We start from the raw sequence: 25,614 nt of genomic DNA, 5'->3' as shown, positions 1-25,614 counted from the left end.
GAGTCAAGAGGGCATGACTCAGGGGATATCCAGACGCGCGAGATGGGTGGCGGGGGGCGCGCTCCTCGCCTGCGTCGCCGCCGCCACGCCCGCCGCGGCGGCCACGCCGACCGTCAGCTGTACGTCCGGCACGGCCGGCCTCGCCACCAAGCTGAAGAAGGACATCACGTCGGCGCTCGCCAACCGCAAGGGCACCATCGCGGTGGGCCTGTACGACCGCACCACGAAGACCACCTGCACGCTCCGCTCCTCGACGGCCTACGACTCCGCGAGCGTCGTCAAGGTCACCGTCCTCGCCACCCTGCTGTGGGACGCGCAGAAGACCGGCCGGGCCCTCACCAGCCGGGAGAAGTCCCTCGCCACGGCCATGATCACCAAGTCGGACAACACCGCCACGTCCACCCTGTGGAAGCAGCTCGGCGTGACCAAGATCAAGGGTTTCCTCGGCAAGGCGGGCATGACCCAGACCAAGCCCGGCGCCAACGGCTACTGGGGTCTGACCCAGATCACCGTCACCGACGAGCAGAAGCTGATGAAGCTGCTCACGGCCAAGAACGCGGTCCTCACCGACGACTCGCGCTGGTACGTCCGCAAGCTGATGGGCGACGTGATCTCCTCGCAGCGCTGGGGCACCCCGTACGGGGCTCCCTCCGACGTCCTCGTGCACGTCAAGAACGGCTGGCTGCAACGCTCCACGCACGGCTGGCGGGTGCACAGCGTCGGCACCTTCAAGGGCGGCGGTCACGACTACGTGATGACGGTGCTCACGCACGGCAACAGCACCATGAACTACGGCATCACGACCATCCAGGGTGTCGCGAAGGTCATCCACAGGGACCTCGCCGCGTCCTGACGCCTTCCGGACTCCCGCGCGTCACCCACCGGCCCTACGGTGACGCGCATGCGCATGAGAACCGTACTCGCGACCCTCACCGCCGGCCTGGCGGCGGCCACCTGTCTGTCCGCCGCCGGGCCTGCCGGTGCCGCCCAGCCGGGCAACGCCCGCTCGGACAACGCCTGTTCGCCGTCCGTCTCCCTCGACCGCTTCTCCGACGCGCTCGACAAGACGACGTACCAGGGCACCTTCGTCGGCAACTTCTCCGCGCTCGCGGTGGACCGGGACGGTTCGCTCGCCGCGCTCTCCGACCGGTCGGCGCTGTTCGGCCTCGACGCGCGGACCCTCGCCCCGCGGTCCGTCGTCCCGCTCGCCGACGAGAGCGGGGCGGCGCTCGACTCCGAGGGCCTGGTGATCGACCGCGACGGCACCCGGCTGGTCACCTCGGAGACCGAGCCGTCCATCCGCCGCTACTCCCGCGACGGCGCGATACTCGACCGCCTCCCGGTGCCCGCCGCGCTTCGGGTGGCCCCCGCCGGGCGGGCCGTGTCCAACGGCACCTTCGAGGGGCTGACCCTGACGCGGGACGGCCGCACGCTGCTCGCGTCGATGGAGTACGCGCTCTCCGGTGACACCTCGGGCGCGGTGCGCTTCCAGACGTGGGAGCGGCACGCGAAGAGCTGGCAGCTCGCGGAACAGTACGCCTACCGGCCCGACACCGGCCTCGGCGTCCCCGAGGTCCAGGCCCTCCCCGACGGCCGGCTCCTCGTCCTGGAACGCGGCTTCACCTCCGGCGTCGGCAACACGGTCCGCCTCTACCTCGCCGACCCCCGGCACGCCACGGACACCAGCGGCGTCGAGAACCTCACGGGCCAGTCCGGCGTACGCCTGATCAAGAAGACCCTGCTCGCCGACATCGTCACCTGCCCCACCCTGGGCGCCACCGCCAAGCAGCCCCAGCCCAACCCCCTGCTCGACAACATCGAGGGCATGGTGGTGACGGGCCGGAGCAAGGGGGCCTGGAAGGTGCTGCTGGTGAGCGACGACAACCAGAACGCGGTGCAGACGACGCGGCTCTATTACCTGAGGGTGCGGACCACTCCCTAGCGCAGTGCCGCCGCGCCGGCCCGGGCGAACTTCTCGTCCAGGTCCCCGGAGGGCGCGCCCGCGACCCCGATCCCCGCGATCGGTGCGTTGTTCGCGGTCACCGGAACCGCCCCCGCCAGGAACAGCGTGCCCGGGATGTCCTTCAGGTTCGGCGCCGTCTCCAGACGCTTGGCCAGCTCGGACGTCGGCGCGTTCCACGACACCGCGGTGAAGGCCTTGCGGACCGCGGAGTCGTAGGACTGCGGGCCCGCGCCGTCGCCGCGGAGGGTGACCAGGGTGGTGCCGTTGCGGTCGACGACCGCGACGGACACCCGCTGGTTCTCCTTCTTCGCCGCGTCCAGGACGGCCTCGGCCGCCTCGGTGGCCGCGGCGATCGACAGGTGCGTGGAGGTGACGGTGTCCGCGGGCTTCACGGCGGCGGGGCGGGCCTGCGCGGAGGTGTCCGCGTTCGCCGAGACGGTGCCGAAGGTGCCGGCGGCCACGGCCGCGAGGACGACGCCGCCGGTGGCGACACGGGCACGGCGGGAGAACTTCTTCATGGCTCAGCAACTCCTGGAGGTCTACGGCGGCGTCGGTGCTCCGACATCCGGTGTGCTTCCAGCGTGGTGCCGGACCCGGCCGCTCCCCGTCGACGTTCCGGCTGCTCACGGCGGGCAGGACGGCCGATGCGCGGGTCATCCGATCGGTTGACCCCCTGCTCGCGCGGGGCAGGGGACACTGAGGGGGTTCGACCTGTTCACGGCCCTCCGACGGGCTCGGTGGGAAGTGGGAAGGCGGTCCGGCGCGATGCGGACACGACGGCTCGACGGCGCGGGACCGACCCCGGCCGACCCGGACGCCCGCTGGCTCGCCGCCGTCATGCACGTCACCTTCTTCGTGCTGCTGGCGTCCTCGATGGCCCGCTACGTCCACCGCCACGAGGACGAGGCCCGCGCCCCCTGGGTGATCGCGCTGGCCGTGGTCCTGGCGGCGCTGTATGTCGTGGGACCGCTCTGCGACCGTGCGCGGCGGGCGGCGCCGCGCCTCATCTGGCTCGGCGGGGTCGTCGCCGTGTGGGCCGTCCTCGTCGCCCTGGCCCCCAGCTTCTCCTGGGTGGCCGTCCCCCTCTTCTACGTGGCCCTGCGCCGGCTGCCGCCCCTCGCCGCGTACGTCCTCGTCGCCGTGCTCACCGTCTTCGTGATCGTCGCCCAGCTCCAGCTCGCCCGCCGCTTCGACCTCGACCTGGTGGTGGGCCCGGCGGCCGTCGCGGGCTTCGCCACCGCGATCTTCGCGCACCTCCAGCGGCAGGCGGCCCGCCAGCGGACCCTGATCGACGACCTCGTGCGTACCCGACAGGAACTGGCCGCCACCGAACGCCGCGAGGGCACCCTCGCCGAACGCCAGCGTCTCGCCATGGAGATCCACGACACCCTCGCGCAGGGACTGTCCAGCCAGCAGATGCTGCTCCAGGCCGCCGAGCGGGTCTGGGAGTCGGACCCGGTGAAGGCCCGCGCCCACGTCCGCACGGCCGAGTCCGTCGCCGAGCACAACCTCACCGAGGCCCGCCGCTTCGTGCACGACCTCGCCCCCGCCGACCTGGCCCGCGGCGGGAGCCTCGACGAGGCGCTGCGCGCGCTCGCCGCCCGCGAGTCCGGTGAGCGGCTCACCGTCCGCGTCCACATCGACGACGGCGGCCGTACCTCCCCGCCGCCCGACCGGGTCCAGTCCGCGCTGCTGCGGATCGCCCAGGGCGCCCTGGCCAACGTACGGGAGCACTCCGGCGCCGCCACCGCCGCGCTCACCCTCACCCTCCTCGACGACCAGGCCGTCCTGGACATCGCCGACGACGGCCACGGCTTCGACCCGACGGCCCTCCCCGCCACCCCGTCCGGCTCGCGCGGCCACGGCCTCCCCGCGATCCGCGCCCGCGTCCACCAACTCGGCGGCACCCTGACCATCGAGTCCACCCCCGACGAGGGCACCGTCCTGACCGCGGCGATCCCCCTGGAGAGCGGCACATGACCGACACCGGGGCCCGGTCCTCACGCGGCCCCGATCCCCACCCGGCCCCGATCCCCACGCACCCCCAGGACGACCGCCCGCCCCCGCCCCAGTCCTGAGCCCTCGGAGACCCCGGACCCCCTGGAGCCCCGCCCATGACCGCCGCCACACCCCCCGCCCGTCCCGACCGCCCCGTCCGCATCCTTCTCTGCGACGACCACGCCGTCGTCCGCGCCGGACTCCTCGCCCTCCTCGACAGCGCCCCGGACATCGAGGTGATCGGCGAGGCGGGTACCGGTGAGGAGGCGTTGGCGCTGGCCGCGAAGCTGCGGCCGGACGTCGTGCTGATGGACCTCCAGCTCGGGCCCGGCATCGACGGAGTGACGACCACCCGGCGCCTCACCTCGGCGCCCGGCGGCGGCCCGCACGTCCTGGTGCTCACCACGTACGACACCGACGCCGACATCACCCGCGCCATCGAGGCCGGCGCGACGGGCTACCTGCTGAAGGCGGAGCGCCCCGAGGAGCTGTTCGCCGCGATCCACGCCGCGGCGGCAGGCCGTACCGCCCTCTCCGCGCCGGTCGCCGGACGGGTCATGGCCAATCTGCGCAGCCCGCGCCCCACCCTCACCGACCGCGAGCGGGACATCCTCGCCCAGCTCGCGCAGGGGCTCGGCAACCGGGAGATCGCCAAGGCCCTGTTCATCAGCGAGGCCACGGTCAAGACCCACCTTGGCCGGATCTACGACAAGCTCGGCGTCGACACCCGCTCGGGCGCGGTCGCGGTGGCGAAGGAGCAGCGGCTGCTGTCCTGAGTCCACGGAGTTCGGAGTTCAGTTCGGCCGCTCGTACTCGTCGACCGTCCCGTCCCCGTTGTCGTCGTACATGTAGTCGTACTCGTCGCCGTACTCGTCCCGGTAGCGCATGCACGAGCCCTCCGCGCGCAGCTCCGGCTCACCGTCGTAGTACCCGAGGCGGAGCGTGACCCGGATGCCGTCGTCGACGGTCGTCGCGATGCCGTTCTCGATCTCCTCGACCGTGCGGCCGTCCTCGCGCCAGGCGGACCGGAGGGACGCCACCGCCTCCCGGTAGGCCGCGTCGCTCGCGAAGTCCAGGTCCCAGGTGAACATCGGCTCGTCCCGGGCGACGCCCGTCTCGTCGAAGCCGAAGTCGTCCACACAGGACGAGCTGCCCTCCTGGGAGGCCCACGGCTCGCCGGACGGTGCCGGGGACAGGGTGTGGAAGACGTCCTCGCCTGCCAGGGTCGTGGCCCGCACGTGCTCGCGGAACTCGTCGGTGCTGTGGACGGGCCCGCCCTGCACCGTCTCGCACCCCTTGGCGGTCAGAGCGAACAGGGCCACCAAGGCGACAGAGAGGACGGGGACCGCGATCTTCGACTTCATGCCGTTGATCAAAGCGGCCCGGACGGGGCGTACGGCAGAGCTGTCCTACTCAGAGTCGTACTCAGCCGTTTGTTGCGGAGGGATGAAATCCGGTTCTTTTCGCGTTGGTGCCTTCCGGAAGATCAGGACGGCAGACAGATCGATGGAGGGCACCCGCGTGAGCGCGCAACGGGGATGGGCACGACGGCTGGCCGGATACGCCTGGCGGTATCCGAAGGACGTCGTCCTCGCCCTCGGCTCCTCGCTCGTCGGCATGGCCGTCATGGCGCTGGTCCCGCTGATCACCAAGGTGATCATCGACGACGTCATCGGCGACCACAGCCGCGACATGGCCCCCTGGGCGGGCCTCCTCATCGGCTCCGCCGTCGTCGTCTACGTCCTCACCTACATCCGCCGCTACTACGGCGGCCGCCTCGCCCTCGACGTCCAGCACGACCTGCGGACCGAGATGTACGGCACGATCACCCGCCTCGACGGCCGCCGCCAGGACGAGCTGTCCACCGGGCAGGTCGTCGGCCGGGCCACCAGCGACCTCCAGCTGATCCAGGGCCTGCTCTTCATGCTCCCGATGACCATCGGGAACTTCGCCCTCTTCCTGGTCTCCCTGATCGTCATGGCCTGGCTGTCCCTGCCGCTCACCCTGGTCGCGCTCGCCGTGGCCCCCGCGCTCGCCTGGATCGCACGGCGCTCCCGCAGCAAGCTGCACCCCGCCACCTGGTACGCCCAGGCCCAGGCCGCCGCCGTCGCGGGCGTGGTCGACGGGGCCGTGGGCGGTGTGCGCGTGGTCAAGGGCTTCGGGCAGGAGGAGCAGGAGACCGGGAAGCTGAGGGAAGTCAGCCGACGGCTCTTCGCCGGGCGGCTGCGCACCATCCGCTTCAACTCCCGTTACACCCCGGCCCTCCAGGCCGTCCCCGCCCTCGGCCAGGTCGCGATGCTCGCCCTCGGCGGCTGGCTGGCCGTGCGCGGACACATCACGCTCGGCACCTTCGTCGCCTTCTCCACCTACCTCGCCCAGCTGGTCGGACCGGTCCGCATGCTCGCCATGGTCCTCACGGTCGCCCAGCAGGCCCGCGCGGGCACCGAGCGGGTGCTGGAGCTGATCGACACCGAGCCGTCGATGAAGGACGGCGGCAAGGAACTTCCCGTCGACGCGCCCGCGACCGTCGAGTTCGACGATGTGTCCTTCGGCTACGAGGACGACCGCAAGGTCCTCGACGGCCTCAGCTTCGAGATCCGCCCCGGCGAGACCCTCGCCGTCGTCGGCTCCTCCGGCTCCGGCAAGTCGACGGTCTCCCTCCTCCTGCCGCGCTTCTACGACGTCACCCACGGCGCCGTCCTCGTCGGCGGCCACGACGTCCGCGAGCTGACGCTGGACTCGCTGCGGGCCGCGATCGGGCTGGTCCCCGAGGACTCGTTCCTCTTCTCGGACACGGTCCGCAACAACATCGCGTACGGCCGTCCCGAAGCGACCCAGGAGCAGATCGAGCAGGCCGCGCGCGCCGCCCAGGCGGACCGTTTCATCGCCGAGCTCCCCGAGGGCTACGACACCAAGGTCGGCGAGCACGGCCTCACCCTGTCCGGCGGTCAGCGCCAGCGCGTCGCGCTCGCGCGGGCGATCCTCACCGACCCGCGGCTGCTCGTCCTGGACGACGCCACCTCGGCCGTGGACGCCCGGGTCGAGCACGAGATCCACGAGGCGCTGAAGCAGGTCATGGAGGGCCGTACGACTCTCCTCATCGCCCACCGCCGCTCCACCCTGAACCTCGCCGACCGCATCGCCGTCCTGGAGGACGGCCGCCTCGCCGACATCGGCACCCACGACGAGCTCCAGAAGCGGTCCGCGCTCTACCGGCGCCTGCTCACCGACCCCGACGAGCTCGGCGGCGTCTCACCCGGTCACACCCCGCCCGCCGCGCCCTGCGAGGACACCTCCGTACGGGAGGAGCTGGACGCCGAGTTCGACGCCGAGCGCGGCATCACGCCCCGGCTGTGGGCGGGGGAACGCGGCCCCCGGGACACCGCCCTCGACGGCATGCCCGCCACCCCGGAACTCCTCGCCCAGGTCGACGCGCTGCCCCCGGCCGAGGACACCCCCGGCATCGACGAGGCCCGCGCGGTCACCCCGGAGGAGTCGTACGGCCTGCGCAGACTGCTGCGCGGCTTCGGACTCCCGCTGCTCATCAGCCTCGGACTGGTCGCCGTGGACGCCGGGATGGGCCTCCTGCTCCCGATCCTGATCCGGCACGGCATCGACTCGGGCGTCGGCGAGCTCGCCCTCGGCGCGGTCTGGGTGGCGGCGCTGCTCGGTCTGCTCACCGTGGGCGTGCAGTGGGTCGCGCAGATCGGCGAGACCCGGATGACGGGACGGACGGGGGAGCGGGTGCTCTACTCCCTCCGGCTCAAGATCTTCGCGCAGCTCCAGCGGCTCGGACTCGACTACTACGAGCGCGAGTTGACCGGCCGGATCATGACGAGGATGACCACCGACGTCGACGCGCTCTCGACCTTCCTCCAGACCGGTCTGGTCACGGCGTTCGTCTCGGTCGTCACGTTCTTCGGCATCATGGGCGCCCTGCTGGTGCTCGACGTGGAGCTCGCGCTGGTCGTGTTCGCGACGCTGCCGCCGCTGATCGTCGCCACGTACTTCTTCCGCAAGGCGAGCGTCAAGGCGTACGAACTGGCCCGTGAGCGCGTGTCGGTGGTCAACGCCGACCTCCAGGAGTCGGTGTCCGGGCTGCGGATCGTGCAGGCCTTCCGGCGCGAGCGGGACGGCGGGGCGCGGTTCGCGGAGCGCAGCGACAGCTACCGGCAGGCGCGCATCCGGGGGCAGTGGCTGATCTCGATCTACTTCCCCTTCGTCCAGCTGCTGGCGTCGGTGGCCGCGGCGGCGGTGCTGGTCGCGGGCGCGGGGCGGATCGACGACGCGACGCTGACGACCGGTGCGCTGGTGGCGTATCTGCTCTACATCGACCTGTTCTTCGCACCGGTCCAGCAGCTCTCGCAGGTCTTCGACGGCTACCAGCAGGCGACCGTCTCGCTGGGCCGCATCCAGGAGCTGCTCCGGGAGCCGACGTCCACGAAGGCGGCCGACGAGCCCCTCGAAGTCCTGTCCCTGCGGGGCGAGATCGCCTTCGAGGACGTGCGGTTCGCCTATGGCTCCTCCGACGAACCCGAAGAGGCCCTCACGGGCATCGAGTTGAGGATCCCCGCCGGACAGACCGTCGCCTTCGTCGGCGAGACCGGCGCCGGCAAGTCGACCCTCGTCAAGCTGGTCGCGCGGTTCTACGACCCGACCGGCGGCCGGGTGACGGTCGACGGCTCGGATCTGCGGACGCTGGACCTCACGTCGTACCGCCACCGCCTCGGTGTCGTCCCGCAGGAGGCGTACCTCTTCCAGGGCACCGTGCGGGACGCCATCGCCTACGGGCGCCCGGACGCCACCGACGCCGAGGTGGAGGCGGCGGCCCGCGCGGTCGGCGCCCACGAGATGATCGCCACGCTGGAGGGCGGCTACCTCCATGAGGTCGCCGAACGCGGCCGCAACCTCTCCGCAGGGCAGCGCCAGCTGATCGCCCTGGCCCGCGCCGAGCTGGTCGACCCCGACATCCTCCTCCTCGACGAGGCCACAGCCGCCCTGGACCTGGCCACGGAGGCCCAGGTCAACCAGGCCACGGACCGCCTCGCGGGCCGCCGTACGACCCTTGTGGTGGCTCACCGTCTGACCACGGCGGCCCGCGCGGACCGTGTCGTGCTGATGGACCACGGCAAGGTCGCCGAGGACGGTACGCACGAGGAACTGCTGGCCAGGGGCGGGCGGTACGCGGAGCTGTGGCGGACGTTCGTCGGGGAGGACGCGCCCGTGGTGGCGTGAGCCCACGGCAGTGGCGCGTGGCCTGAAGTCGTGACGGCCGTGCAACCATCCGACATACGTCATGCGTCCGTACACCAGTACGCTCATCGCCGGGTACGGGAGGGACGAGAGTGGCCATGGGTGCGATACGGCGGCGGGTCGCCGTCGGTCTGGCCGTGCTGACCGCATCGGGAACGCTGGCCGTCGCGGTGCCGGCGGAGGCCGTCGCGGCCACACACTGCGAGGGCCGCAAGATCCGGACGTACACCTTCTCCACGGGCCATGTGAAGGTCTACCGCGATGGCACCTCGCTCTGCGCCGTCACCGTGCCCAAGCGGGTCGGCTCCCCGCGCACGATGATGGTCAGCCTTCAGGCGCGCGGCTTCGAGGCCGTCGTCGACGAGGGGATCTACACCAAGCGTGCCGGGCCGGTGAAGTCGTACGTCGGCGGCCGCAAGGTGTGGATCAAGGGGCGGGTCGGCAGCGGGTCGTACTCGACCGGCGGCTGGATCCGGCTGTAGACCTCCGACAAATCCACCTCCGAACCCGCCAATATCCGAGGGTTTTCCCTATCTCCCCTGGTGCGCAAGCGAGTTGCTCCGATAGCTTCCGCTCGCACATCTGTCTCACAGGGGAGGGTGCATGCGCAAGGCGCTCAGATGGCTGCTGGCGCTCACGGTGCTCATAGGCACGTTGAGCACGGCAGGGGCGGCCACCGCCGCCGAGCCGGCCACCGGCACCACCGACATCAAGGAGAGACTGCTCTCCATACCGGGCGTGAGCCTGATCGAGGAGAAGCCGTACACCGGGTACCGCTTCTTCGTCCTCAACTTCACGCAGCCGATCGACCACCGGCACCCGTCCAAGGGCACGTTCCAGCAGCGCATCACCGTGCTGCACAAGGACGTCTCCCGCCCGACGGTCTTCTACACCGGCGGCTACAACGTCTCCACGACGCCCAGCCGCCGCGAGCCGACCCAGATCGTGGACGGCAACCAGGTCTCCCTGGAATACCGCTTCTTCACCCCGTCCCGGCCCGACCCGGCCGACTGGACGAAGCTGGACATCTGGCAGGCCGCCAGCGACCAGCACCGCGTCTTCAAGGCACTGAAGAAGATCTACGACAAGAAGTGGATCTCCACGGGCGGCTCGAAGGGCGGCATGACCGCCACGTACTACGAGCGCTTCTACCCCAAGGACATGGACGGCGTCGTCGCCTACGTGGCCCCCAACGACGTGGTGAACAACGAGGACTCGGCCTACGACCGCTTCTTCGCGAACGTCGACACCAAGCAGTGCCGCGACCGCCTGAACGCGGTCCAGCGCGAGGCCCTGGTCCGCCGGGAGCCGCTGGAGAAGAAGTACGCGGAGTACGCCGCCGCCGAGGGCTTCACCTTCACCACTGTCGGCAGCCTCGACAAGGCCTACGAGGCGGTCGTCCTCGACTACGTCTGGGGCTTCTGGCAGTACGCCCAGGCGGCCGACTGCGCCGAGGACGAGCTGATCCCGCCGGACGCGAAGACCGCGACCGACGACCAGATCTGGAACTCGATCGACACGATCTCCGGGTTCTCCTTCTACACGGACCAGGGCCTGGAGCCGTACACGCCGTACTTCTACCAGGCGGCCACCCAGCTCGGTGCGCCGAACATCCACTTCCCGCACATCGAGAAGAAGTACATCCGCTACGGCTACCAGCCGCCGCGCAACTTCGTCCCGCGCGAGATCCCGACCAAGTTCCAGCCGTACGCGATGCGTGACATCGACACCTGGGTGCGCCACAACGCCCGGCACATGCTCTACGTCTACGGCCAGAACGACCCCTGGGGCTCGGAGCGCTTCCGGGTCGACAAGGGCGCGAAGGACTCCTACGTCCTCACCGCCCCCGGCATGAACCACGGCGCCAACGTGGCAGGCCTCGTCCCCGACCAGAAGGCCTTCGCCACCGCCCGCATCCTCGACTGGGCCGGCGTCTCGTCCACGGCCGTCGCCCAGGCGAAGCCGCTGGCCAAGTTCGACAAGAAGCTGGACGTCCGCGACGTGGAGCGGGAGCCCACGCTGCGGCCGTGACGCAGGCGCTGCGCCCGGCCACCGGTCACACCGGCCGGGCGCAGCCCACCGGTTTCTCGCCCTGGAGCTGTACGTACAGGGCCGTCGACACCGGGCACTTCGTGCGGGTCGTGGCTGCCTTGGTGACCTTGTACTCGGGCTTCTTCGGGCCCTTGCCGTCGCAGGCCGCCTCGCGGACCTGGCCGTCGCCGGAGCTGTAGACGCAGTCGCCGACGATGGTGCGCGGGCCGCCTCCGCCGCCCGGGTCGCCGGGGTGCGGTGGCTCCAGGTTGCGCATGCAGGCGTAGCCCTGCGGGACCGCGCCGTCGCCGTCCTCGTCGGAGGCCGGGCTCTGTTCGCTGATGTGCAGCACGAAGTCCGTGGTCCCCGGGCACAGCGGACCGTCGCCCACCGTGCCGTCGAAGCGCGCCACGACCCGCGCGGCCGCCCGCTCGCCGGTGCAGGGGACCTCGGTGAAACTGGTCTTCCCGAAGGAGCTGCACTCGTCGACCGAGAGGAACACCGCCCCGTACCCCGAGGGCCGGGTGGGTGTGACCTCGTTGCTGAGCCGGCCGTCACCGTCGGTGGTGGTGCCGCCCGACGAGTTCTGGCATCCCGTCAGCAGGGCGGCGAGCAGTGCCAGCAGTGCGCACACCACCCCCACGGAACATCTCTCACGCATCGCAATCCCCCCGGATACCCCCGCCCAGCGTGACCCGCCGCAGCGGGCCCACGCCAGACGTGCGGGGTGCTTTGCGCCCTTTGGTGGGCGTACGCCGGGTGCGTGGCGTACGCGCGCTACGTCTAATACGACAAGCCGTACCCGATCGGATACAGCACCTGGGTCGGATCGTCGGCCTTCTGCACCGGCACCGGCAACCTCCCGCGCGGCGCCGCCTTCCCCGCGATGACCCGCGCGGCGGCCCGCAGTTCGACGTCGGTCCAGGAGTACGAGGCCACGACGGCCGGTACGGAGGGCAGCTGGGCCACGTCGTACGGGTTGCGCACCGCGATCGCGACCACCGGCCGGCCCGTCGCGACGAGCTGCTCGACGAGCGTCTTCTGGCTGCTCGTCGCCGAGACGTTGTACGTCCCGACGACGACCGTGTCCACGTCCTGCGCCGCCGCGACCGCCTTGGCGATGGTGGCCGCCGAGGGTGCCGTACCCGTCGACAGGGCCGTGGCCGTGAAGCCGAGCTCGGTGAACGCGGCCGCGAGCACCCCGGTCGGCGGGCCCGTCGTACCGGACGGGGAAGCCGGGTCGGCGCCGACGACGAGCAGCTTGCGCGGCGAAAGGGGCAGCAACCCGCCCTTGTTGACCAGCAGGGTCGTCGTCCGCTCGGCGATCCGGTCGGCCTCCGCGAGGTGCGCGCGGATGCCGACGGTCCGGGTGACGCCGGCCTGGCTGACGTACGGCGCCTCGAACAGCCGCAGCTTCGCCTTCAGCCGCAGCACCCGCAGGATCGACTCGTCGAGCCGCGCCTCGGTCAGCTCCCCGTCCCGTACGGCCTTCAGGACGGCGTTCCAGGCGACGTCCAGGTTCGGCGGGTTGAGGAGCTGGTCCACCCCCGCCTTCAGCGCGAGCACGGGCACCCGGTCGTCGCCGTACTTCGTGCGGACGCCCTCCATGCCGAGGGAGTCGGTGACGATCACCCCGTCGTAGCCGAGCTCCTCGCGCAGGATGCCGTTGAGGATGGGGCGGGAGAGGGTGGCCGGGTCGCCGGAGTCGTCGAGGGCCGGGACCATGATGTGCGCGGTCATGATCGAGTCGATGCCGGCGGCGATCGCGGCGCGGAACGGGGGAGCGTCGAGCTTCTCCCACTGGGCGCGGGTGTGGGTGATCACCGGGAAGCCGTAGTGGCTGTCGACGGCGGTGTCCCCGTGTCCGGGGAAGTGCTTGGCGGTGGCGGCGACCTGCCGCGAACGCTGGTACCCGGCGACCTCGGCGGCCACCATCGCGGCCACCGCGTCCGGGTCGGCACCGAAGGAGCGGACGCCGATGACCGGGTTGGCCGGGTTGACGTTGACGTCGGCGACGGGGGAGTAGTTCTGCCGGACGCCGATGGCGCGGAGTTCCTTGCCGGCGATCCGCCCGAGGCTGCGGGCGTCCTTGTGTGACCGTCCGGCCCCGATCGCCATCGCGCCCGGGAGGAGCGTGGCCGGTTCGCCCACCCGGCAGACGATGCCGTGCTCCTGGTCGGTGGAGATGAGGACGGGCAGCCCGCGGGGCAGGCCGAGGGACGCCTTCTGGATGCCGTTGGACAGGTCGGCGATCTGGTGCGGATCGCGGGTGTTGTGCGCCCAGGTGAAGTAGATGATGCCGCCGACGCGGTACTTGGCGATCAGCTCGGCGGCCGTGGAGACGTCGATCTCCTTGCGGTTGGCGTCGATGTCGGCCTGGTCGGGGGCGGTGGCGGAGTGGCCGTAGACCCGCATCACGAAGAGCTGGCCGACCTTCTCTTCCAGCGTCATACGGGAGATGAGGGAGCGGAGCTTCTTGTCGTCGTGCTTCTTTTCGTCGGCGTATGCGGTCCCGCCCGCGGCGAGGCCGGCGGCGACTCCCGCGGTGGCGGCGAGGACGGTACGTCTGGAGGGCACGTGCGCTCCTTCCGGAGGTGATCCGCTGAAGGAAACTTCCGAGGAGTCACCAATATCCGGGAAGTTTCTGCCAGTCAAGGGAGTGCACAGTAACGCGCATACGGGCCGGGGCCCTGGAATGAGGGGCCGCCATCGGCGCTGTTGGAGGGGGGCGCGCCGATGGCGGCGTGCTGCCGGCCGCGGTACGGCGGAGAGGGTAAGTCAGCGTTCGCAGCCAGCAGCGATGCCGACACCGCACCGCGGTGACTCTCCGACAGCTTGCGGGTTGGACGAGCGGGGGTGGGGGAGGGTTCCCGCCTGGGCCCCGAATCCCGGAAGTTGGTGAGCCCGGGGTCAACGGGACGGATGAGCCGCCACCTTGGGCCATTGGTCCTGACCTTCCGGTCGGCGAAGGGGTGCCCCTCGGGCACCAGCGGGGTGTGTGGGGCGCGCCTCGCATGCCTGCGGCGGCCCGTGCGGCCTCGGTGGGGGTTCGCGTTGCGCACTGCTCGCCGTTGCGCGAGTGCGGGTGCGTCCCGCCTGGGGCGTTGTCCATCGGAGACGTCCATCCCGTGGACGGCCCGGCATCGGACCCGGGCGTCGGCGGATCATTGGCGCATGCCCGTAGTCGACGTTCCCGGTTCCAAGTCCATCACCGCCCGCGCCCTCTTCCTGGCGGCCGCCGCCGACGGGGTCACCACGCTCGTGCGGCCCCTGAGGTCGGACGACACGGAGGGTTTCGCGGAGGGGCTGGCGCGGCTCGGGTATCGGGTGGGGCGGACGCCGGATGCCTGGCAGGTCGACGGGCGTCCGCAGGGGCCCGCGGTGGCGGAGGCGGAGGTGTACTGCCGGGACGGTGCCACGACGGCCCGCTTCCTGCCGACGCTGGCGGCGGCCGGGCACGGGACGTACCGCTTCGACGCCTCCGAGCAGATGCGGCGGCGGCCGCTGCTGCCCCTGACCCGGGCCCTGCGCGATCTGGGCGTGGACCTGCGGCACGAGCAGGCCGAGGGGCACCACCCGCTGACGGTCCGGGCGGCCGGGGTCGAGGGCGGTGAGGTGGTGCTGGACGCGGGGCAGTCCTCGCAGTACCTGACCGCGCTGCTGCTTCTCGGACCGCTGACCCGCAAGGGCCTGCGGATCCGGGTGACGGACCTGGTCTCCGTGCCGTACGTGGAGATCACCATCGCGATGATGCGGGCCTTCGGGGTGGAGGTCGGGCGGGACGGTGATGTTTTCGTGGTTCCGTCCGGCGGCTATCGCGCGACGACGTACGCGATCGAGCCGGACGCCTCCACGGCCAGCTACTTCTTCGCCGCGGCGGCCGTGACCCCGGGTGCCGAGGTGACGGTCCCGGGGCTGGGGGCCGGTGCGCTCCAGGGCGATCTGGGCTTCGTCGACGTACTGCGGCGGATGGGCGCGGAGGTGTCGGTCGGGGAGAAGGGCACGACGGTTCGGGGGGCCGGCGGCCTGCGTGGTCTGACCGTCAATATGCGGGACATCTCGGACACGATGCCGACGCTGGCGGCGATCGCGCCCTTCGCGGACGGTCCGGTCCGGATCGAGGACGTGGCGAACACCCGGGTCAAGGAGTGCGACCGTCTGGAGGCGTGTGCGCAGAACCTGCGGCGGCTGGGGGTGGAGGTGGCCACGGGGCCGGACTGGATCGAGATCCAGCCGGGTGCGGGTGGCGCGGGCGCGGAGATCACGTCGTACGGCGACCATCGCATCGTGATGTCCTTCGCGGTCACGGGGCTGCGCGTGCCGGGTATTTCGTTCGACGACCCGGGGTGCGTACGCAAGACTTTCCCCGGTTTCCATGAGGCGTTCGCGGAGTTGAGGGGTCGGCTGGGGGATGGCGTTCACGCTTGAAGGGCCTTTGCTGGAGGGTGAGTTGGTGCGCCTGGAGCCGCTCTCGCACACGCATGTGAGCGAGTTGGCGGTGGCGGCGGAGGAGGACCGGGGCACCTACGAGTTCACCTGGGTGCCGAGGGCCGACGAGGTGGCGGACTACGTCGACGCGCAGCTCGCCCGGGCCGCGAGCGGCCGGCTGGCGCCGTACGCCCAGATCTCCAGGGCGACGGGACGAGCGGTGGGCGCGACCTCCTACTGGGAGCCCCGCAGCTGGCGTTCGGACGACACCCTGGACGCGATCGAGATCGGCTTCACCTGGCTGGCCCGCTCCGCCCAGGGCACCGGCGTCAACGCCGAGGCCAAGCTCCTCCTGTTCCGCCACGCCTTCGAGGAGTGGGACGTGGAGAGGGTGGACCTGAAGACGGATGCCAGGAACGCCCGCTCCCGAGCGGCGATCGAGAGCGTGGGCGCCCACTTCGAGGGCGTCCTGCGCAACTGGTCCCGCTCCTGGGCCCCCGGCGAGGACAACGCGCTACGGGACTCGGCGATCTTCTCGATCACGGCCGACGAATGGCCGGACCGCCGCAAGCGCCTGGAGCAGCGGGTGGCGAGGTTCGCTCCCGGGACTCGCTGATCGGCGGATCCGTCCCCGGCCGTCCCTCAGCCGCGCCTACGTCCCGGACGCATCTGCCAATCGCCGCGCCTCCCGGACCAGTTGCCGCCGCACCGCCTCCAGGACCGGGTCCGTGTCCGCGCCGGTGCGGACCGCCGCGAAGATGTTGCGCGAGGGCGGGGTGCCCTGCGGGGTCAGGACCGTCAGCGCGCGGTTCGCGTACAGGGGGTGGACCAGGCGGGGGATCAGGGCCACGCCCGCTCCCGCCTCCACCAGGGCCGCCAGTGCGCCCCAGTCGTTCACGGCGTGCCGGATGTCCGGGGTGAAGCCGGACGTCGCGCAGACGGCTCGGGCGATCGCGCCCACGCAGCTGCGGGCGTCCCCCGTGATCCAGGTCTCGCCGGCCAGCTCCCGCAGCGCGACCTGCCCGCGTCCCGCCAGCCGGTGATCCGCCGGGACCACGATGTCCATCACGTCCGTCAGCAGGTCGGACCGGCTGTAGCGGCGGTCCGTGTGGGGTGGGGTCGCCGCGAAGTCCACGGCCACGGCCACGTCCACCTGGCCGGCGTCCAGGGCCGTGAACAGGTCCGGCGGTTCCGCCTCCACGATGTCGACGCGGACGTGGGGGAGCTGTTCGGCCAGACCCCGGAGCACCCCCGGCAGCAGGCCCAGGATGCCGCTGGAGAAGCAGCCGACGGTCACCGCGCCGCGGCCGCCGCTCCCGTACGCCGCCAAGTCGGCCCGGGCCCGCTCCAGTTGGGCGGCGATCTCGTCGGCGTGGGCCAGCAGAACGCGGGCCTGTCCGGTGAGCCGTACGCCCCGGCCGTCCCGTTCCGTCAGGGGTGCCCCGATCTCGCGGGCCAGCGCCGAGAGCTGCTGCGAGACCGCCGACGGGGTCAGGTGCAGGGCCTCCGCCGTTCTCGCCAGGCTGCCCCGGCGCTGGAGTTCGCGCAGGACGGTCAGGCGGCGCAGATCGACGGTGAAGGTCTCGCTTACCTGTTCCATCGAGAAAGGTTAACTGGACCCAGGGGGCGGGGTCGGAAACCATCGATGCCATGACCGCCTACCTCATCCTCCACGGCTGGCAGAACCACCGGCCCAAGGACCACTGGCAGCACTGGCTCGCCGACCGTCTCGGCGAGCTCGGTCACCAGGTCACGTATCCCCAGCTGCCCGACCCGGACGACCCGGACCTGGAGGTGTGGCTCGGCGAACTCGCCCGCCACCTCGCGGAGGACGCCCCGGACGTCGTCGTCGCCCACAGCGCCTCCGTGATTCTCTGGCTGCACGCCGTCGCCCGCGGGATCGTGAAGCCGGGTGACGTGGACCGCGTCCTGCTCGTCGGACCGCCCTCCCCCTCCGTGCTCGCGCGGTACCCCGAGGTCGCCGGATTCGCCCCGCCCCCGCTGGAGTTCACCCTCCCCTGTCCGACCGTCCTCGTCGCCGGCGACGACGACCCGTACTGCGAGGAAGGCGCCCGGGCCCTCTACGGAGACCCGCTCGGCATCCCCACCACGCTCCTCCCGGGCGCGGCCCATCTCGACCTGGACGCCGGTTACGGCTCCTGGCCCGCCGTCCTGGAGTGGTGCCTGGACCCGGGGGCCGCGTTCACGGTCCGGCCGGAGCGGTAGCCGTACCGGTCGCGCCGGTCCGGCGCAGCTCCGGTGTCGTGACGCCCACCGCCGTCACCGCCGCCAGACACATCAGCCCGCCGGAGATCAGGGCCGTCGCGCCCGAGGACCAGCCCGCGACCAGGCCGGCGCGCAGATTGCCCAGGTGGGGGCCCGCCTGGCCGACGATCGTCTCGGCGGCGGTGACACGGCCGAGGAGGGCGTCGGGGGTGAGGGTCTGGACGATGGTCGTACGGGAGAGGACGGCGAGGGCGTCCGCGGCGCCGGCCAGGGCCAGCAGCCCCAGGCCCACCCAGGCGCTGGTCGCCAGGCCGAAGAGGAAGAGGGCCACGCCCCAGCCGGCGGACGCGCACAGCATCACCGGGCCGGGGCGGGCCAGCCGGGTCACCGGGCCCGAGAAGGCCGTCGCGGCGACCCCGCCCACGGCCAGCGCGGACAGGAACAGGCCGAGGGTGCGCGGGTCGCCGCCGAAGCGTTCCTGGTTGACGAGGGGGAACAGCGACGTGGGCATCGCCAGGAGACAGGCCGCGAGGTCCGTGAGCAGGGCGCCGCGCACCGCCCGGTGGCCGGTCAGGAAGCGCAGACCGTCCAGGACGCCGTGGACGCCCGGCCGGGACCGGTCGCCCTCGGGCGGCAGCGCGGGCAGTCCGTAGGCGCCGTAGAAGGACAGGGCGAAGCTCAGCGTGTCCAGCAGATAGCAGACGCCGATGCCCCACCAGCCGAGGACGACACCGGCGACGGCGGGCCCGACCAGCATCATCGCCTGGCCGGTGACCTGCTGGAGGGCGAGACCGGCGGCCACCTGCTCCTTCGGCAGCAACCGTGGCACGAACACCCCCGCGGCGGGGGCGCCCAGCGCGGCGAAGGACGTCTGGACCGCGACCAGGACGAGGATCACGGCCACCGGCGCGTGGCCGACGAAGGCCTGCACGGTCAGCAGCAGCGAGCACACCGCCGAGCCGACCGTGCCGGTCAGATACATACGGCGGCGGTCGACGCGGTCGGCCCACGCGCCCGCGAACAGACTGACGGCGACCATCGGCACCGCCTGGGCGATACCGACCGCGCCGCTCCAGAACGCGCTGTGCGTCATCTCCCAGACCTGGTACATGACGGTGACCATGGTCATGAAGGTGCCGAGCGTGGACACGGTGCGCCCGAACAGCAGCCGTCGGAAGACGGGGGAGGTGCGCAGGGGCCGGACGTCGAGGAGCACGTCGGACAGGCTCATGAGAGGGGGACCGGGAGCGGGGTGGGCTGATGCACCCCGGGACCTTAGACGGGCCGCTCCCGGACGGGCCACTCAATAAGTCACGCGCTCTCGTTCAGCAGCCGGGCCAGGTGCTCGCGGCCCGCGCCCAGCAGCTCGGGCAGCGGCGCGGCCGCCTCGTACCAGCGCTTCTCGTACTCCCAGCACAGCCAGCCGTCCCAGCCGTGCCGGGAGAGGACCTCGACGCACTCGGCGAGCGGCAGGGTGCCCTGGCCGAGCGGGAGCGGGGTGGTGTCGTCGGGTGAGGCGATGTCCTTGACCTGGACGTATCCGAGGAACGGGGAGAGCGCCGCGTAGGTCTCCGAGGGCTGCTCACCGCCCAGCCAGGTGTGCATGACGTCCCAGAGCGAACCGACGTTGCGGTGGCCGACCGGGCCGAGGACACGGATCGCGTCGGCTCCGGTGCGGTGCGAGTCGTGGGTCTCCAGGAGGATGCGTACGTCGGCGTCGGCCGCGTACTCCGCCGCCGTGCCCAGGCGCCGGGCCGCCGTCGCGTCGGCCTCGGCGGTCGACTGCTCGGGGCTCGCGCCGGGGAAGACGCGGATGTAGGGGGCGCCCAGGTCGCGGGCGAGGTCCAGGAGGGCGCGGAGCTCGGCCAGCACCGGCTCGTCGTCGCCAGGCGCGGCCACGCGCGCGTACCCGGCGAGACCCAGGATCTCCACCCCGGCCGCCTTGAACTCGGCCACCACGTCGGCCCGCCGGTCGGCGTCGATGCCGGGATGCACCGGCTCCTCAGGGTGCGCGCGCAGCTCTACGCCGTGATAGCCGTGCGTGGTCGCGAGGCGGAGTACCTCGGGGACGGGGAGACCGGGGACGCCGAGAGTGGAGAACGCCAGCTTCATGCTCCGGACTCTACGCGTCACTCCTGGGCGGCGTGGAGATCCAGGCGCCAGTCCTGGCCGATCAGGTCCTTGCCGAAGGAGCGGTGCGGTTTCTCGGCGACGAGGACGAAGCCGTGGCGCTGGTAGATGTGGCGGGCGGAGGCGAGGATGTCGTTGGTCCACAGGACCAGGTCGCGGTAGCCGACACCGCGCGCGAAGTCGATGACGGCGCTGACCAGCCGGTCGCCGATGCCGAGCCCGCGCGCGTCCGGCTCGACCAGCAGCAACCGCAACCGGGCCGTTGCCGGGGCCTCGTCCCGTACGACCATCACGCACCCCACCGGACGGCCGTCGAGCTCCGCGATCCACACCCGCTCCAGGTGCGGGTCGTGGTCCTCCGCGAAGTCGGCGACGATCCGGGCCACCAGCCCCTCGTAGTCGGCGTTCCAGCCGTACTCCGCGGTGTACAGCGCGGCGTTGCGCTGCACGATCCAGCCCAGGTCGCCAGGGCCGGGCTCGCGCAGCAGAACGTCCTCGCGGCGGGGCAGGCGGACGTCGGAGAGGAGCTCGCGGACGGTGCGCATGGCCTCGGCGAGCCGGGGGCGGTCGGCGGAGGGGACGGTGGCGAGCAGCGCGCCCACGGATTCGTCCGCGCGCTCGGCGAGCAGCGCGGCGGTCTCCCGTCCCCGCGCCGTGAGCGTGACGTTGCGACGGCGCGGGTCGCGGCGGGACGGGGTGCGTTCGATCAGCCCGTCCTGCTCGAACTTGTTGAGGATCCGGCTCAAGTAGCCCGCGTCCAGGGACAGTTCACCCCGCAGATCCGCCGCGTCCGTCCGCGGGGAGTGCGCGAGCTCGTACAGGACGCGGGACTCGGTGAGGGTGTAGGGGGCGTACAGCTGACGGCTGTAGTCGAGGGCGCCGATGACGTTGGTGTAGAAGCGGTTGAAGGCGCGGATGTCCTGGACGGTCATGATCGTCGGTCTCCTCGTCGACCTTCGCGCCAACCCCCGAATGGTTGACTCAGTCAGAGATACCGTACGACGGCCCCGCGCCCCCGTCCAGGTCGACGCCATGAGCGAACGGGCGTTTGCGGCGGGGGAGTTGTTCCCAGCATCAAGGACATGACGACGACCACGACACCGGCGTACGACGCCCACGCGGACTGGTACAACCACTACATGTCGCCGACCTCGGGCGGCGAGTACTTCGCCCGGGTGCACACGACGCTGAGGGAGCTGCTGGGCCCCGGTGAGGGGATCTGCCTGGACGTCTGCTGCGGCACCGGCGCCCACGCGTCCGTGGCGGCGGAACTCGGCCGGACCCCGTTCGGCCTCGACCTCTCCCGCGGCCAGCTCCGCCACGCGGCCGGCCGGCTGCCGGTCGTGGCCGCCGACGCGACGGCGCTGCCGTTGGCCGACGCCTCGGTGCCGGCCGCGATGTGTGTGCTGGCGAGCACGGACGTCCCCGACTACGCGGCCGTCCTCAGGGAGATCGCGCGGGTGCTGGCCCCCGGCGGGCGGTTCGTGCACCTGGGCGTCCACCCCTGCTTCGTCGGCGCGTTCGCCGACTGGCGGGAGCGGGGGCGGGTGGTGCTGGACGAGCGGTACGCCGACCGGGCCCGCACCCTCGACTCCTGGAACCCCGCCGGGGTGCGGGCCCGGGTGGGGGCCTGGCACATTCCGCTGGCCGATCTCCTGAACGCCGTGGTGACCGCGGGGCTACGGCTGGAGCGGACCGTCGAGGCCGGGCCGGGCGGGGTTCCGGAGCTGTTCGGATTCGTGGCGGTGAGGTGAGGTTCGCACCGAAAAACAGGGTGCTCTAGAGAAACGCTTGCGTTTCGCTAAGTCCCCTCCTAGTCTGTCGGTACGAAACCGTTTCGTATCGACAGTCGGTGTCGGCAGATGGGGAGGTGGACCGCGATGACTGGTTCTCCGGTGTTCCTGGCCGTCGTCCTCTCCCTGGTCTCGGCGATCTGCTACGCGGCGGCCGCGGTCGTCCAGGAGCGGACCGCCGCCGGCACCACGAGCGTGCGCGGGGCGCTGGCCCGGGGCGCGTGGTGGGGCTCGGTACTCCTCAACGCCTCCGGCGCGCTGCTGCACGTGGTCGCCCTGCGCTACGGACCGCTGACCCTGGTGCAGCCGCTCGGCGCGCTGAGCCTCGTGCTGGCGGTGCCGCTGGGCTCGCTGGTCTCGGGCCGCCGGACCTCGGGCACGCAGTGGAACGGCATGGCCCTCACCCTCGTAGGCCTGACGACCCTGCTGGCCGTCACGGCCTCGGGGCACGGGGACACCCTGAGCACCGGCGAGGTCCTGCTGGTGGCGCTCGTCGCCGCCGCGGCCGTCGCGATGCTCTCGGCCCGCGGCGGCCTCGCGGTCGCCGCCGCGTCCGGTATCGCCTCCGGCGTCGGCTCCACGCTGGCGCAGAAGCTCGCGGTCGGTCCGACGCTCTCCTGGACCACGGCACTGGTGGCCCTCCTCACGGTCGCCTTCGCGGTGGCCGGCCTGCTGCTCTCCCAGAAGGCCTACCGCCACGGCCTCGGCGGCCCCCTCGCCCTCCTCACCCTCGTCAACCCCGTCACCGCGGCCGCCATCGGCCTCACCCTCCTCGACGAGGGCTTCCGCCACGGCACCACAGGCACCCTCCTCGCCCTCGCGGGCGCGGCGGCGGCGGTGCGCGGCGTCACGCTGCTGAGCAGGCCGGAGGCCGCGTCGGACGCCGGGCGGGTGGAGCGGGTCCTGGTGGACGGGGCCGCGGGCGTCGGTCGGGTGCGGTCGGCTCGCTCCGCGGTGCTCGGCGGCTCCCGGGCTGAAGCGGGCTCTGGACGGGTGCGGGTGGCCGGTCCCGTGTCGTTCGGTGGCTCTGCGGGTGGGCGGGGCGTCGGTCGGGTGCGGGTGGCCGGTCCCGCTCTGCCTGCCCTGCTCGGTGGCTCGCGGGCCGAACAGGGCTCCGGTGAGTCTGCGGCTGGGCAGGGCGTCGGTCAGGCGTGGGCTCCGCTGCCCGCCCTGCTCGATGGCTCCCCGGCCGGACAGGACTCCGTCGGGGCGCGGCCGGCGCCTCCCGTCACCGTCCCGCCGGTGCGTGCCGAACCCCTGCGCACCCTCCCCGACTCCGTTGAACTGACCGGCGCGAGCCGGGCCATGTGAGAGGCAGAAACCGAAGATGACGATCCTGCAGATGCCCCCTCGGACCGCCGTACGCAGGGCGGGACTGGTGGACGTACCCGCCGTGGTGCGTCTGTTCGCGGCGCCGGAACACCCCGCCGTGGACTGGGACCAGGCACAGCGCGCCATGCGGCTGATGCTGGCCCACTACGCGCTGGAGGAGGGCCAGGTCTGGGTGGCCGAGCGGGCGGACGGCACCCTTCTCGCGGCCGCCGTGTGGCTGCCGCCCGGCACCGAGTCCCCCCACACCCGCTTCAACGGCCTCTTCGCCCGCGAACTCACCGCCCCGCTCCCGCAGGAGCCGGTCCTGCCGACCGCATTGAAGCGGGCCAAGCCCGACACACCGCACTGGACCGTGGTCACCGTCTGCACCCCGGACGACTCGGAGGCCTGGGACCGCAGGGTGGTGTCCGACCTGCTGTCCCCGGGCCTGCACACCGTCGACGAGGAGGCCGCCGACGCCGTCGCGGTCACCCTCTCGCCCCGCCACATGGACCCACTGCGCCCACTGGGCTTCCGCGCCCCGCACCAGGTCCCCTTCGCCGAGGGCGCCGGCGTATGGCTGGCGACCCGCCACCCGGTACCCAAACTGGCCGCGTGACGCGCCTACGGGCGCCCCGGTGAGGCAACCGCGTCGACCCCCGCCTCCCGCAACCGGCGAGCGAGAAGCTCCACCTCGGGCACCGTCCCCACGTACGTCCCACCCCAGACCTGCTCCAACACGCCCTTGGCCGCGCCGAGTTCGACCCCGAGCGCGGCACAGAGCACACGCAGCACGGTGACCCGATGCGCGGGCGCCCGCAGCCGCAGTACGGCGCCCCCGTGCTCGCCGAGAAGCTCCTCCCGCACGTCGTCCGACAGCTCACCCCCGCACTCGGCGACGGCGAACCCACAGCCGGGGCAGGTCACTTCGACATCCCACCGCAAGGAGTCACCGACGAGAGCCTGCACTCCGACCCAGTCGGCGGGGGAGCGGCAGTCGGGGCAGGGAGTGGTGCGGCGGAGGGACGCGTAGGCGTAGACGGACACGGGATACCTCACCCCTCACAGCCCGTCCGGCGTTCGAGGACCAGGGTCGGCCGTCCCGATTCCCCCAACCACGCGCACCCCAAGCCCCCTCAGCCCCGAGGCCCCCCAGAAGACCCCCGCACCATCAACTCCCCCCGAATCACAGCAATCCCCCCGGGCGGCCCCTCCTCCCGCCCCATGGCGATCCGCCCCGCCCGAGCCCCCGCCTCCGCCAACGGCAACCGCACCGTCGTCAAGGCAGGCACCGCATCGATACTGAACGGCAGATCATCGAACCCGGCGACGGACACGTCATCCGGAATCCGCAGCCCGGAATCCCGCAGCGCCGCACACGCCCCCAGCGCGACGGAGTCGTTCGCCGCCACCACCGCCGTGAGGGACGGATCCCGCCGCAACAACTCCAGCGTCGCCTCGTACCCCGACCGCCGGTCGTAGCGCCCGTGCACGGTCCACCGCGGATCCTCGGCGACCCCCGCGTCCGCGAGCGCCGCCCGATGCCCCTCCAGCCGATGCCGGGTGGTCGTCCGCTCCTCCGGCCCCGCGATGTACCCGAGCCGCCGATGCCCGAGCCCGAGCAGATGCTCGGTCAGCTCCCGCCCACCCCCACGGTTGTCGAAGGTCAGCGCGATCGCCCCGGTCTCCGGCGCCGGCGGCCGCCCGCACAGCACCACCCGCGTCCCGGCGTCCTCCAGCCTCCGCAGCTTCGCCGCGACCGCCGCCGCGTGCGGCGCGTCCTCGACCGCACCACCGGTCAGCACGACGGCAGCCGCCCGCTGTCTCTGCAACAGGGTCAGATACGTCAGCTCCCGCTCCGGAGAGCCCCCGGTGTTGCAGGTCACCGCCAGCCGTTCACCGCCCGCGCGCCCGCCGGGTCCGCCGATCTCCGACTGGATGGCGCTCGCCATGATCCCGAAGAAGGGGTCCGCGATGTCGTTGACGAGAATCCCGACCAGGTCGGACGTCGCCGCGGCCAGCGCGCTCGCGGGCCCGTTCAGCACGTAGTCCAGCTCGTCCACGGCCCGCAGTACCCGCTCGCGGGTGGTCGCGGCCACGGGATAGTTCCCGTTCAGCACGCGCGACACCGTCGCGGGCGAGACCTGCGCGCGCGCCGCCACGTCCGCCAGGGTCACCGTCATCTCGTCGTCCTCCGGTCGCGCATCGTCGTACCTCGTCGTACTCGGGCTCCGCGCCCGTCCCCGCACAGTCGGCCGCGTGGGACTGTGCGGCTGCACAGACGCCGCACAGTCGGCCATGGTTCCGAGCAGACCTTAAGGCCCCCACACCCCGTTGTTCGTCCCCTCGAACAACTCGAAGCGGTCACGGTCTTGTCCGAACCGCTGCTCAGAGGCTAGCTTCTCATCAGATAGAAAGCGCTTGCTGTGACGCTCATCAGTAGAGGCGTACGCGGCGCGCACAACCGCGTACGGAATGCGC

The 25,614-nt window shown here is 72.1% G+C and carries 23 protein-coding genes; 13 read left to right on the top strand and 10 right to left on the bottom strand.

The genetic code is table 11. The annotated features are described in order from the left end of the window. The first annotated feature begins 13 nt into the window (after positions 1–13). On the top strand, positions 14–853 hold the full coding sequence (locus ACFY0U_RS03895) for a serine hydrolase (RefSeq protein WP_388629709.1): 840 nt from the start codon (positions 14–16) through the stop codon (positions 851–853). Between the two features lie 48 nt (positions 854–901). Next, positions 902–1,942, top strand: coding sequence for an esterase-like activity of phytase family protein (locus tag ACFY0U_RS03890; protein WP_388629707.1), 1,041 nt, complete (start codon positions 902–904; stop codon positions 1,940–1,942). On the opposite strand, the gene ACFY0U_RS03885 is transcribed toward ACFY0U_RS03890, so the two are convergent. After that, positions 1,939–2,481, bottom strand: a complete 543-nt coding sequence (locus ACFY0U_RS03885; protein WP_388629704.1) for a heme-binding protein — start codon at positions 2,479–2,481, stop codon at positions 1,939–1,941. The two genes, ACFY0U_RS03890 and ACFY0U_RS03885, sit on opposite strands and share 4 nt — an antisense overlap. 247 nt (positions 2,482–2,728) lie before the next feature. Here ACFY0U_RS03885 and ACFY0U_RS03880 point away from each other — a divergent pair, with 247 nt between their 5' ends. Together ACFY0U_RS03880 and ACFY0U_RS03875 are read left to right on the top strand one after the other, a co-directional pair. Next, positions 2,729–3,943, top strand: a complete 1,215-nt coding sequence (locus ACFY0U_RS03880; protein ID WP_388629701.1) for a sensor histidine kinase — start codon at positions 2,729–2,731, stop codon at positions 3,941–3,943. Between the two features lie 134 nt (positions 3,944–4,077). Then, positions 4,078–4,737, top strand: coding sequence for a response regulator (locus tag ACFY0U_RS03875; protein WP_388629698.1), 660 nt, complete (start codon positions 4,078–4,080; stop codon positions 4,735–4,737). A gap of 18 nt (positions 4,738–4,755) precedes the next feature. Here ACFY0U_RS03875 and ACFY0U_RS03870 read toward each other — a convergent pair whose 3' ends face one another. Then, on the bottom strand, positions 4,756–5,325 hold the full coding sequence (locus ACFY0U_RS03870; protein WP_388629695.1) for a hypothetical protein: 570 nt from the start codon (positions 5,323–5,325) through the stop codon (positions 4,756–4,758). Between the two features lie 157 nt (positions 5,326–5,482). Here ACFY0U_RS03870 and ACFY0U_RS03865 point away from each other — a divergent pair, with 157 nt between their 5' ends. The 3 genes from ACFY0U_RS03865 to ACFY0U_RS03855 all read left to right on the top strand — a co-directional run bounded on the left by ACFY0U_RS03865 (position 5,483) and on the right by ACFY0U_RS03855 (position 11,245). After that, a complete protein-coding gene (locus ACFY0U_RS03865) occupies positions 5,483–9,196 on the top strand; it encodes an ABC transporter ATP-binding protein (RefSeq protein ID WP_388629692.1) in 3,714 nt (1,237 codons plus the stop codon). Positions 9,197–9,312: 116 nt separating this feature from the next. Beyond that, positions 9,313–9,696, top strand: coding sequence for a hypothetical protein (locus ACFY0U_RS03860; RefSeq protein ID WP_388629689.1), 384 nt, complete (start codon positions 9,313–9,315; stop codon positions 9,694–9,696). Between the two features lie 121 nt (positions 9,697–9,817). Continuing rightward, on the top strand, positions 9,818–11,245 hold the full coding sequence (locus ACFY0U_RS03855) for a S28 family serine protease (protein WP_388629686.1): 1,428 nt from the start codon (positions 9,818–9,820) through the stop codon (positions 11,243–11,245). Positions 11,246–11,270: 25 nt separating this feature from the next. Here the strand turns inward: ACFY0U_RS03855 and ACFY0U_RS03850 are convergent, their stop codons facing one another. Both ACFY0U_RS03850 and ACFY0U_RS03845 read right to left on the bottom strand, forming a co-directional pair. Then, positions 11,271–11,906: a hypothetical protein gene (locus ACFY0U_RS03850; RefSeq protein ID WP_388629683.1), complete on the bottom strand. Its 636-nt coding sequence runs from the start codon at positions 11,904–11,906 to the stop codon at positions 11,271–11,273. Positions 11,907–12,028: 122 nt separating this feature from the next. Then, positions 12,029–13,822: a glycoside hydrolase family 3 protein gene (locus ACFY0U_RS03845; RefSeq protein WP_388629681.1), complete on the bottom strand. Its 1,794-nt coding sequence runs from the start codon at positions 13,820–13,822 to the stop codon at positions 12,029–12,031. Between the two features lie 597 nt (positions 13,823–14,419). On the opposite strand from ACFY0U_RS03845, the gene aroA reads away from it, so the two are divergent. Then, a complete protein-coding gene (aroA, locus tag ACFY0U_RS03840; RefSeq protein ID WP_388629678.1) occupies positions 14,420–15,673 on the top strand; it encodes a 3-phosphoshikimate 1-carboxyvinyltransferase in 1,254 nt (417 codons plus the stop codon). Further along, on the top strand, positions 15,657–16,289 hold the full coding sequence (locus tag ACFY0U_RS03835) for a GNAT family N-acetyltransferase (RefSeq protein WP_388629675.1): 633 nt from the start codon (positions 15,657–15,659) through the stop codon (positions 16,287–16,289). Before aroA ends, ACFY0U_RS03835 begins: the two co-directional genes overlap by 17 nt. Positions 16,290–16,325: 36 nt before the next feature. Here ACFY0U_RS03835 and ACFY0U_RS03830 read toward each other — a convergent pair whose 3' ends face one another. Beyond that, the gene (locus ACFY0U_RS03830) at positions 16,326–17,273 is read right to left on the bottom strand and encodes a LysR family transcriptional regulator (RefSeq protein ID WP_388629672.1); all 948 of its coding nucleotides are present in this window, start codon (positions 17,271–17,273) and stop codon (positions 16,326–16,328) included. A gap of 50 nt (positions 17,274–17,323) precedes the next feature. Here ACFY0U_RS03830 and ACFY0U_RS03825 point away from each other — a divergent pair, with 50 nt between their 5' ends. Then, positions 17,324–17,899: an RBBP9/YdeN family alpha/beta hydrolase gene (locus tag ACFY0U_RS03825; protein ID WP_388629669.1), complete on the top strand. Its 576-nt coding sequence runs from the start codon at positions 17,324–17,326 to the stop codon at positions 17,897–17,899. Here the strand turns inward: ACFY0U_RS03825 and ACFY0U_RS03820 are convergent. From ACFY0U_RS03820 to ACFY0U_RS03810, 3 genes are all read right to left on the bottom strand, one after another. Then, positions 17,877–19,130 (bottom strand): MFS transporter, encoded by a 1,254-nt coding sequence (locus tag ACFY0U_RS03820; RefSeq protein WP_388629666.1) that lies wholly within the window; start codon positions 19,128–19,130, stop codon positions 17,877–17,879. The genes ACFY0U_RS03825 and ACFY0U_RS03820 overlap by 23 nt on opposite strands. A gap of 80 nt (positions 19,131–19,210) precedes the next feature. After that, positions 19,211–20,011, bottom strand: coding sequence for a sugar phosphate isomerase/epimerase family protein (locus ACFY0U_RS03815; protein ID WP_388629663.1), 801 nt, complete (start codon positions 20,009–20,011; stop codon positions 19,211–19,213). 17 nt (positions 20,012–20,028) lie between these two features. After that, positions 20,029–20,961 (bottom strand): GNAT family N-acetyltransferase, encoded by a 933-nt coding sequence (locus ACFY0U_RS03810; RefSeq protein WP_388629660.1) that lies wholly within the window; start codon positions 20,959–20,961, stop codon positions 20,029–20,031. A gap of 150 nt (positions 20,962–21,111) precedes the next feature. Between ACFY0U_RS03810 and ACFY0U_RS03805 the strand changes: the two genes are divergently transcribed. The 3 genes from ACFY0U_RS03805 to ACFY0U_RS03795 all read left to right on the top strand — a co-directional run bounded on the left by ACFY0U_RS03805 (position 21,112) and on the right by ACFY0U_RS03795 (position 23,752). After that, positions 21,112–21,783, top strand: coding sequence for a class I SAM-dependent methyltransferase (locus ACFY0U_RS03805; RefSeq protein WP_388629657.1), 672 nt, complete (start codon positions 21,112–21,114; stop codon positions 21,781–21,783). Positions 21,784–21,909: 126 nt separating this feature from the next. Beyond that, positions 21,910–23,133: a hypothetical protein gene (locus ACFY0U_RS03800; protein WP_388629654.1), complete on the top strand. Its 1,224-nt coding sequence runs from the start codon at positions 21,910–21,912 to the stop codon at positions 23,131–23,133. A 16-nt stretch (positions 23,134–23,149) separates the two neighbouring features. Continuing rightward, positions 23,150–23,752 (top strand): hypothetical protein, encoded by a 603-nt coding sequence (locus ACFY0U_RS03795; RefSeq protein ID WP_388629651.1) that lies wholly within the window; start codon positions 23,150–23,152, stop codon positions 23,750–23,752. 5 nt (positions 23,753–23,757) lie between these two features. Here ACFY0U_RS03795 and ACFY0U_RS03790 read toward each other — a convergent pair whose 3' ends face one another. Next, complete coding sequence (locus ACFY0U_RS03790; protein WP_388629648.1) at positions 23,758–24,180, bottom strand: hypothetical protein; 423 nt, start codon at positions 24,178–24,180, stop codon at positions 23,758–23,760. A gap of 89 nt (positions 24,181–24,269) precedes the next feature. Continuing rightward, positions 24,270–25,316: a LacI family DNA-binding transcriptional regulator gene (locus ACFY0U_RS03785; RefSeq protein ID WP_388629645.1), complete on the bottom strand. Its 1,047-nt coding sequence runs from the start codon at positions 25,314–25,316 to the stop codon at positions 24,270–24,272. Positions 25,317–25,614 lie beyond the last annotated feature (298 nt).

The organism is Streptomyces sp. NPDC001536, assembly GCF_042894505.1.
Classification (GTDB): Bacteria; Actinomycetota; Actinomycetes; order Streptomycetales; family Streptomycetaceae; genus Streptomyces.
Note: the sequence above shows the minus strand (reverse complement) of the source record. Positions and strands in the feature narration are given on the sequence as shown.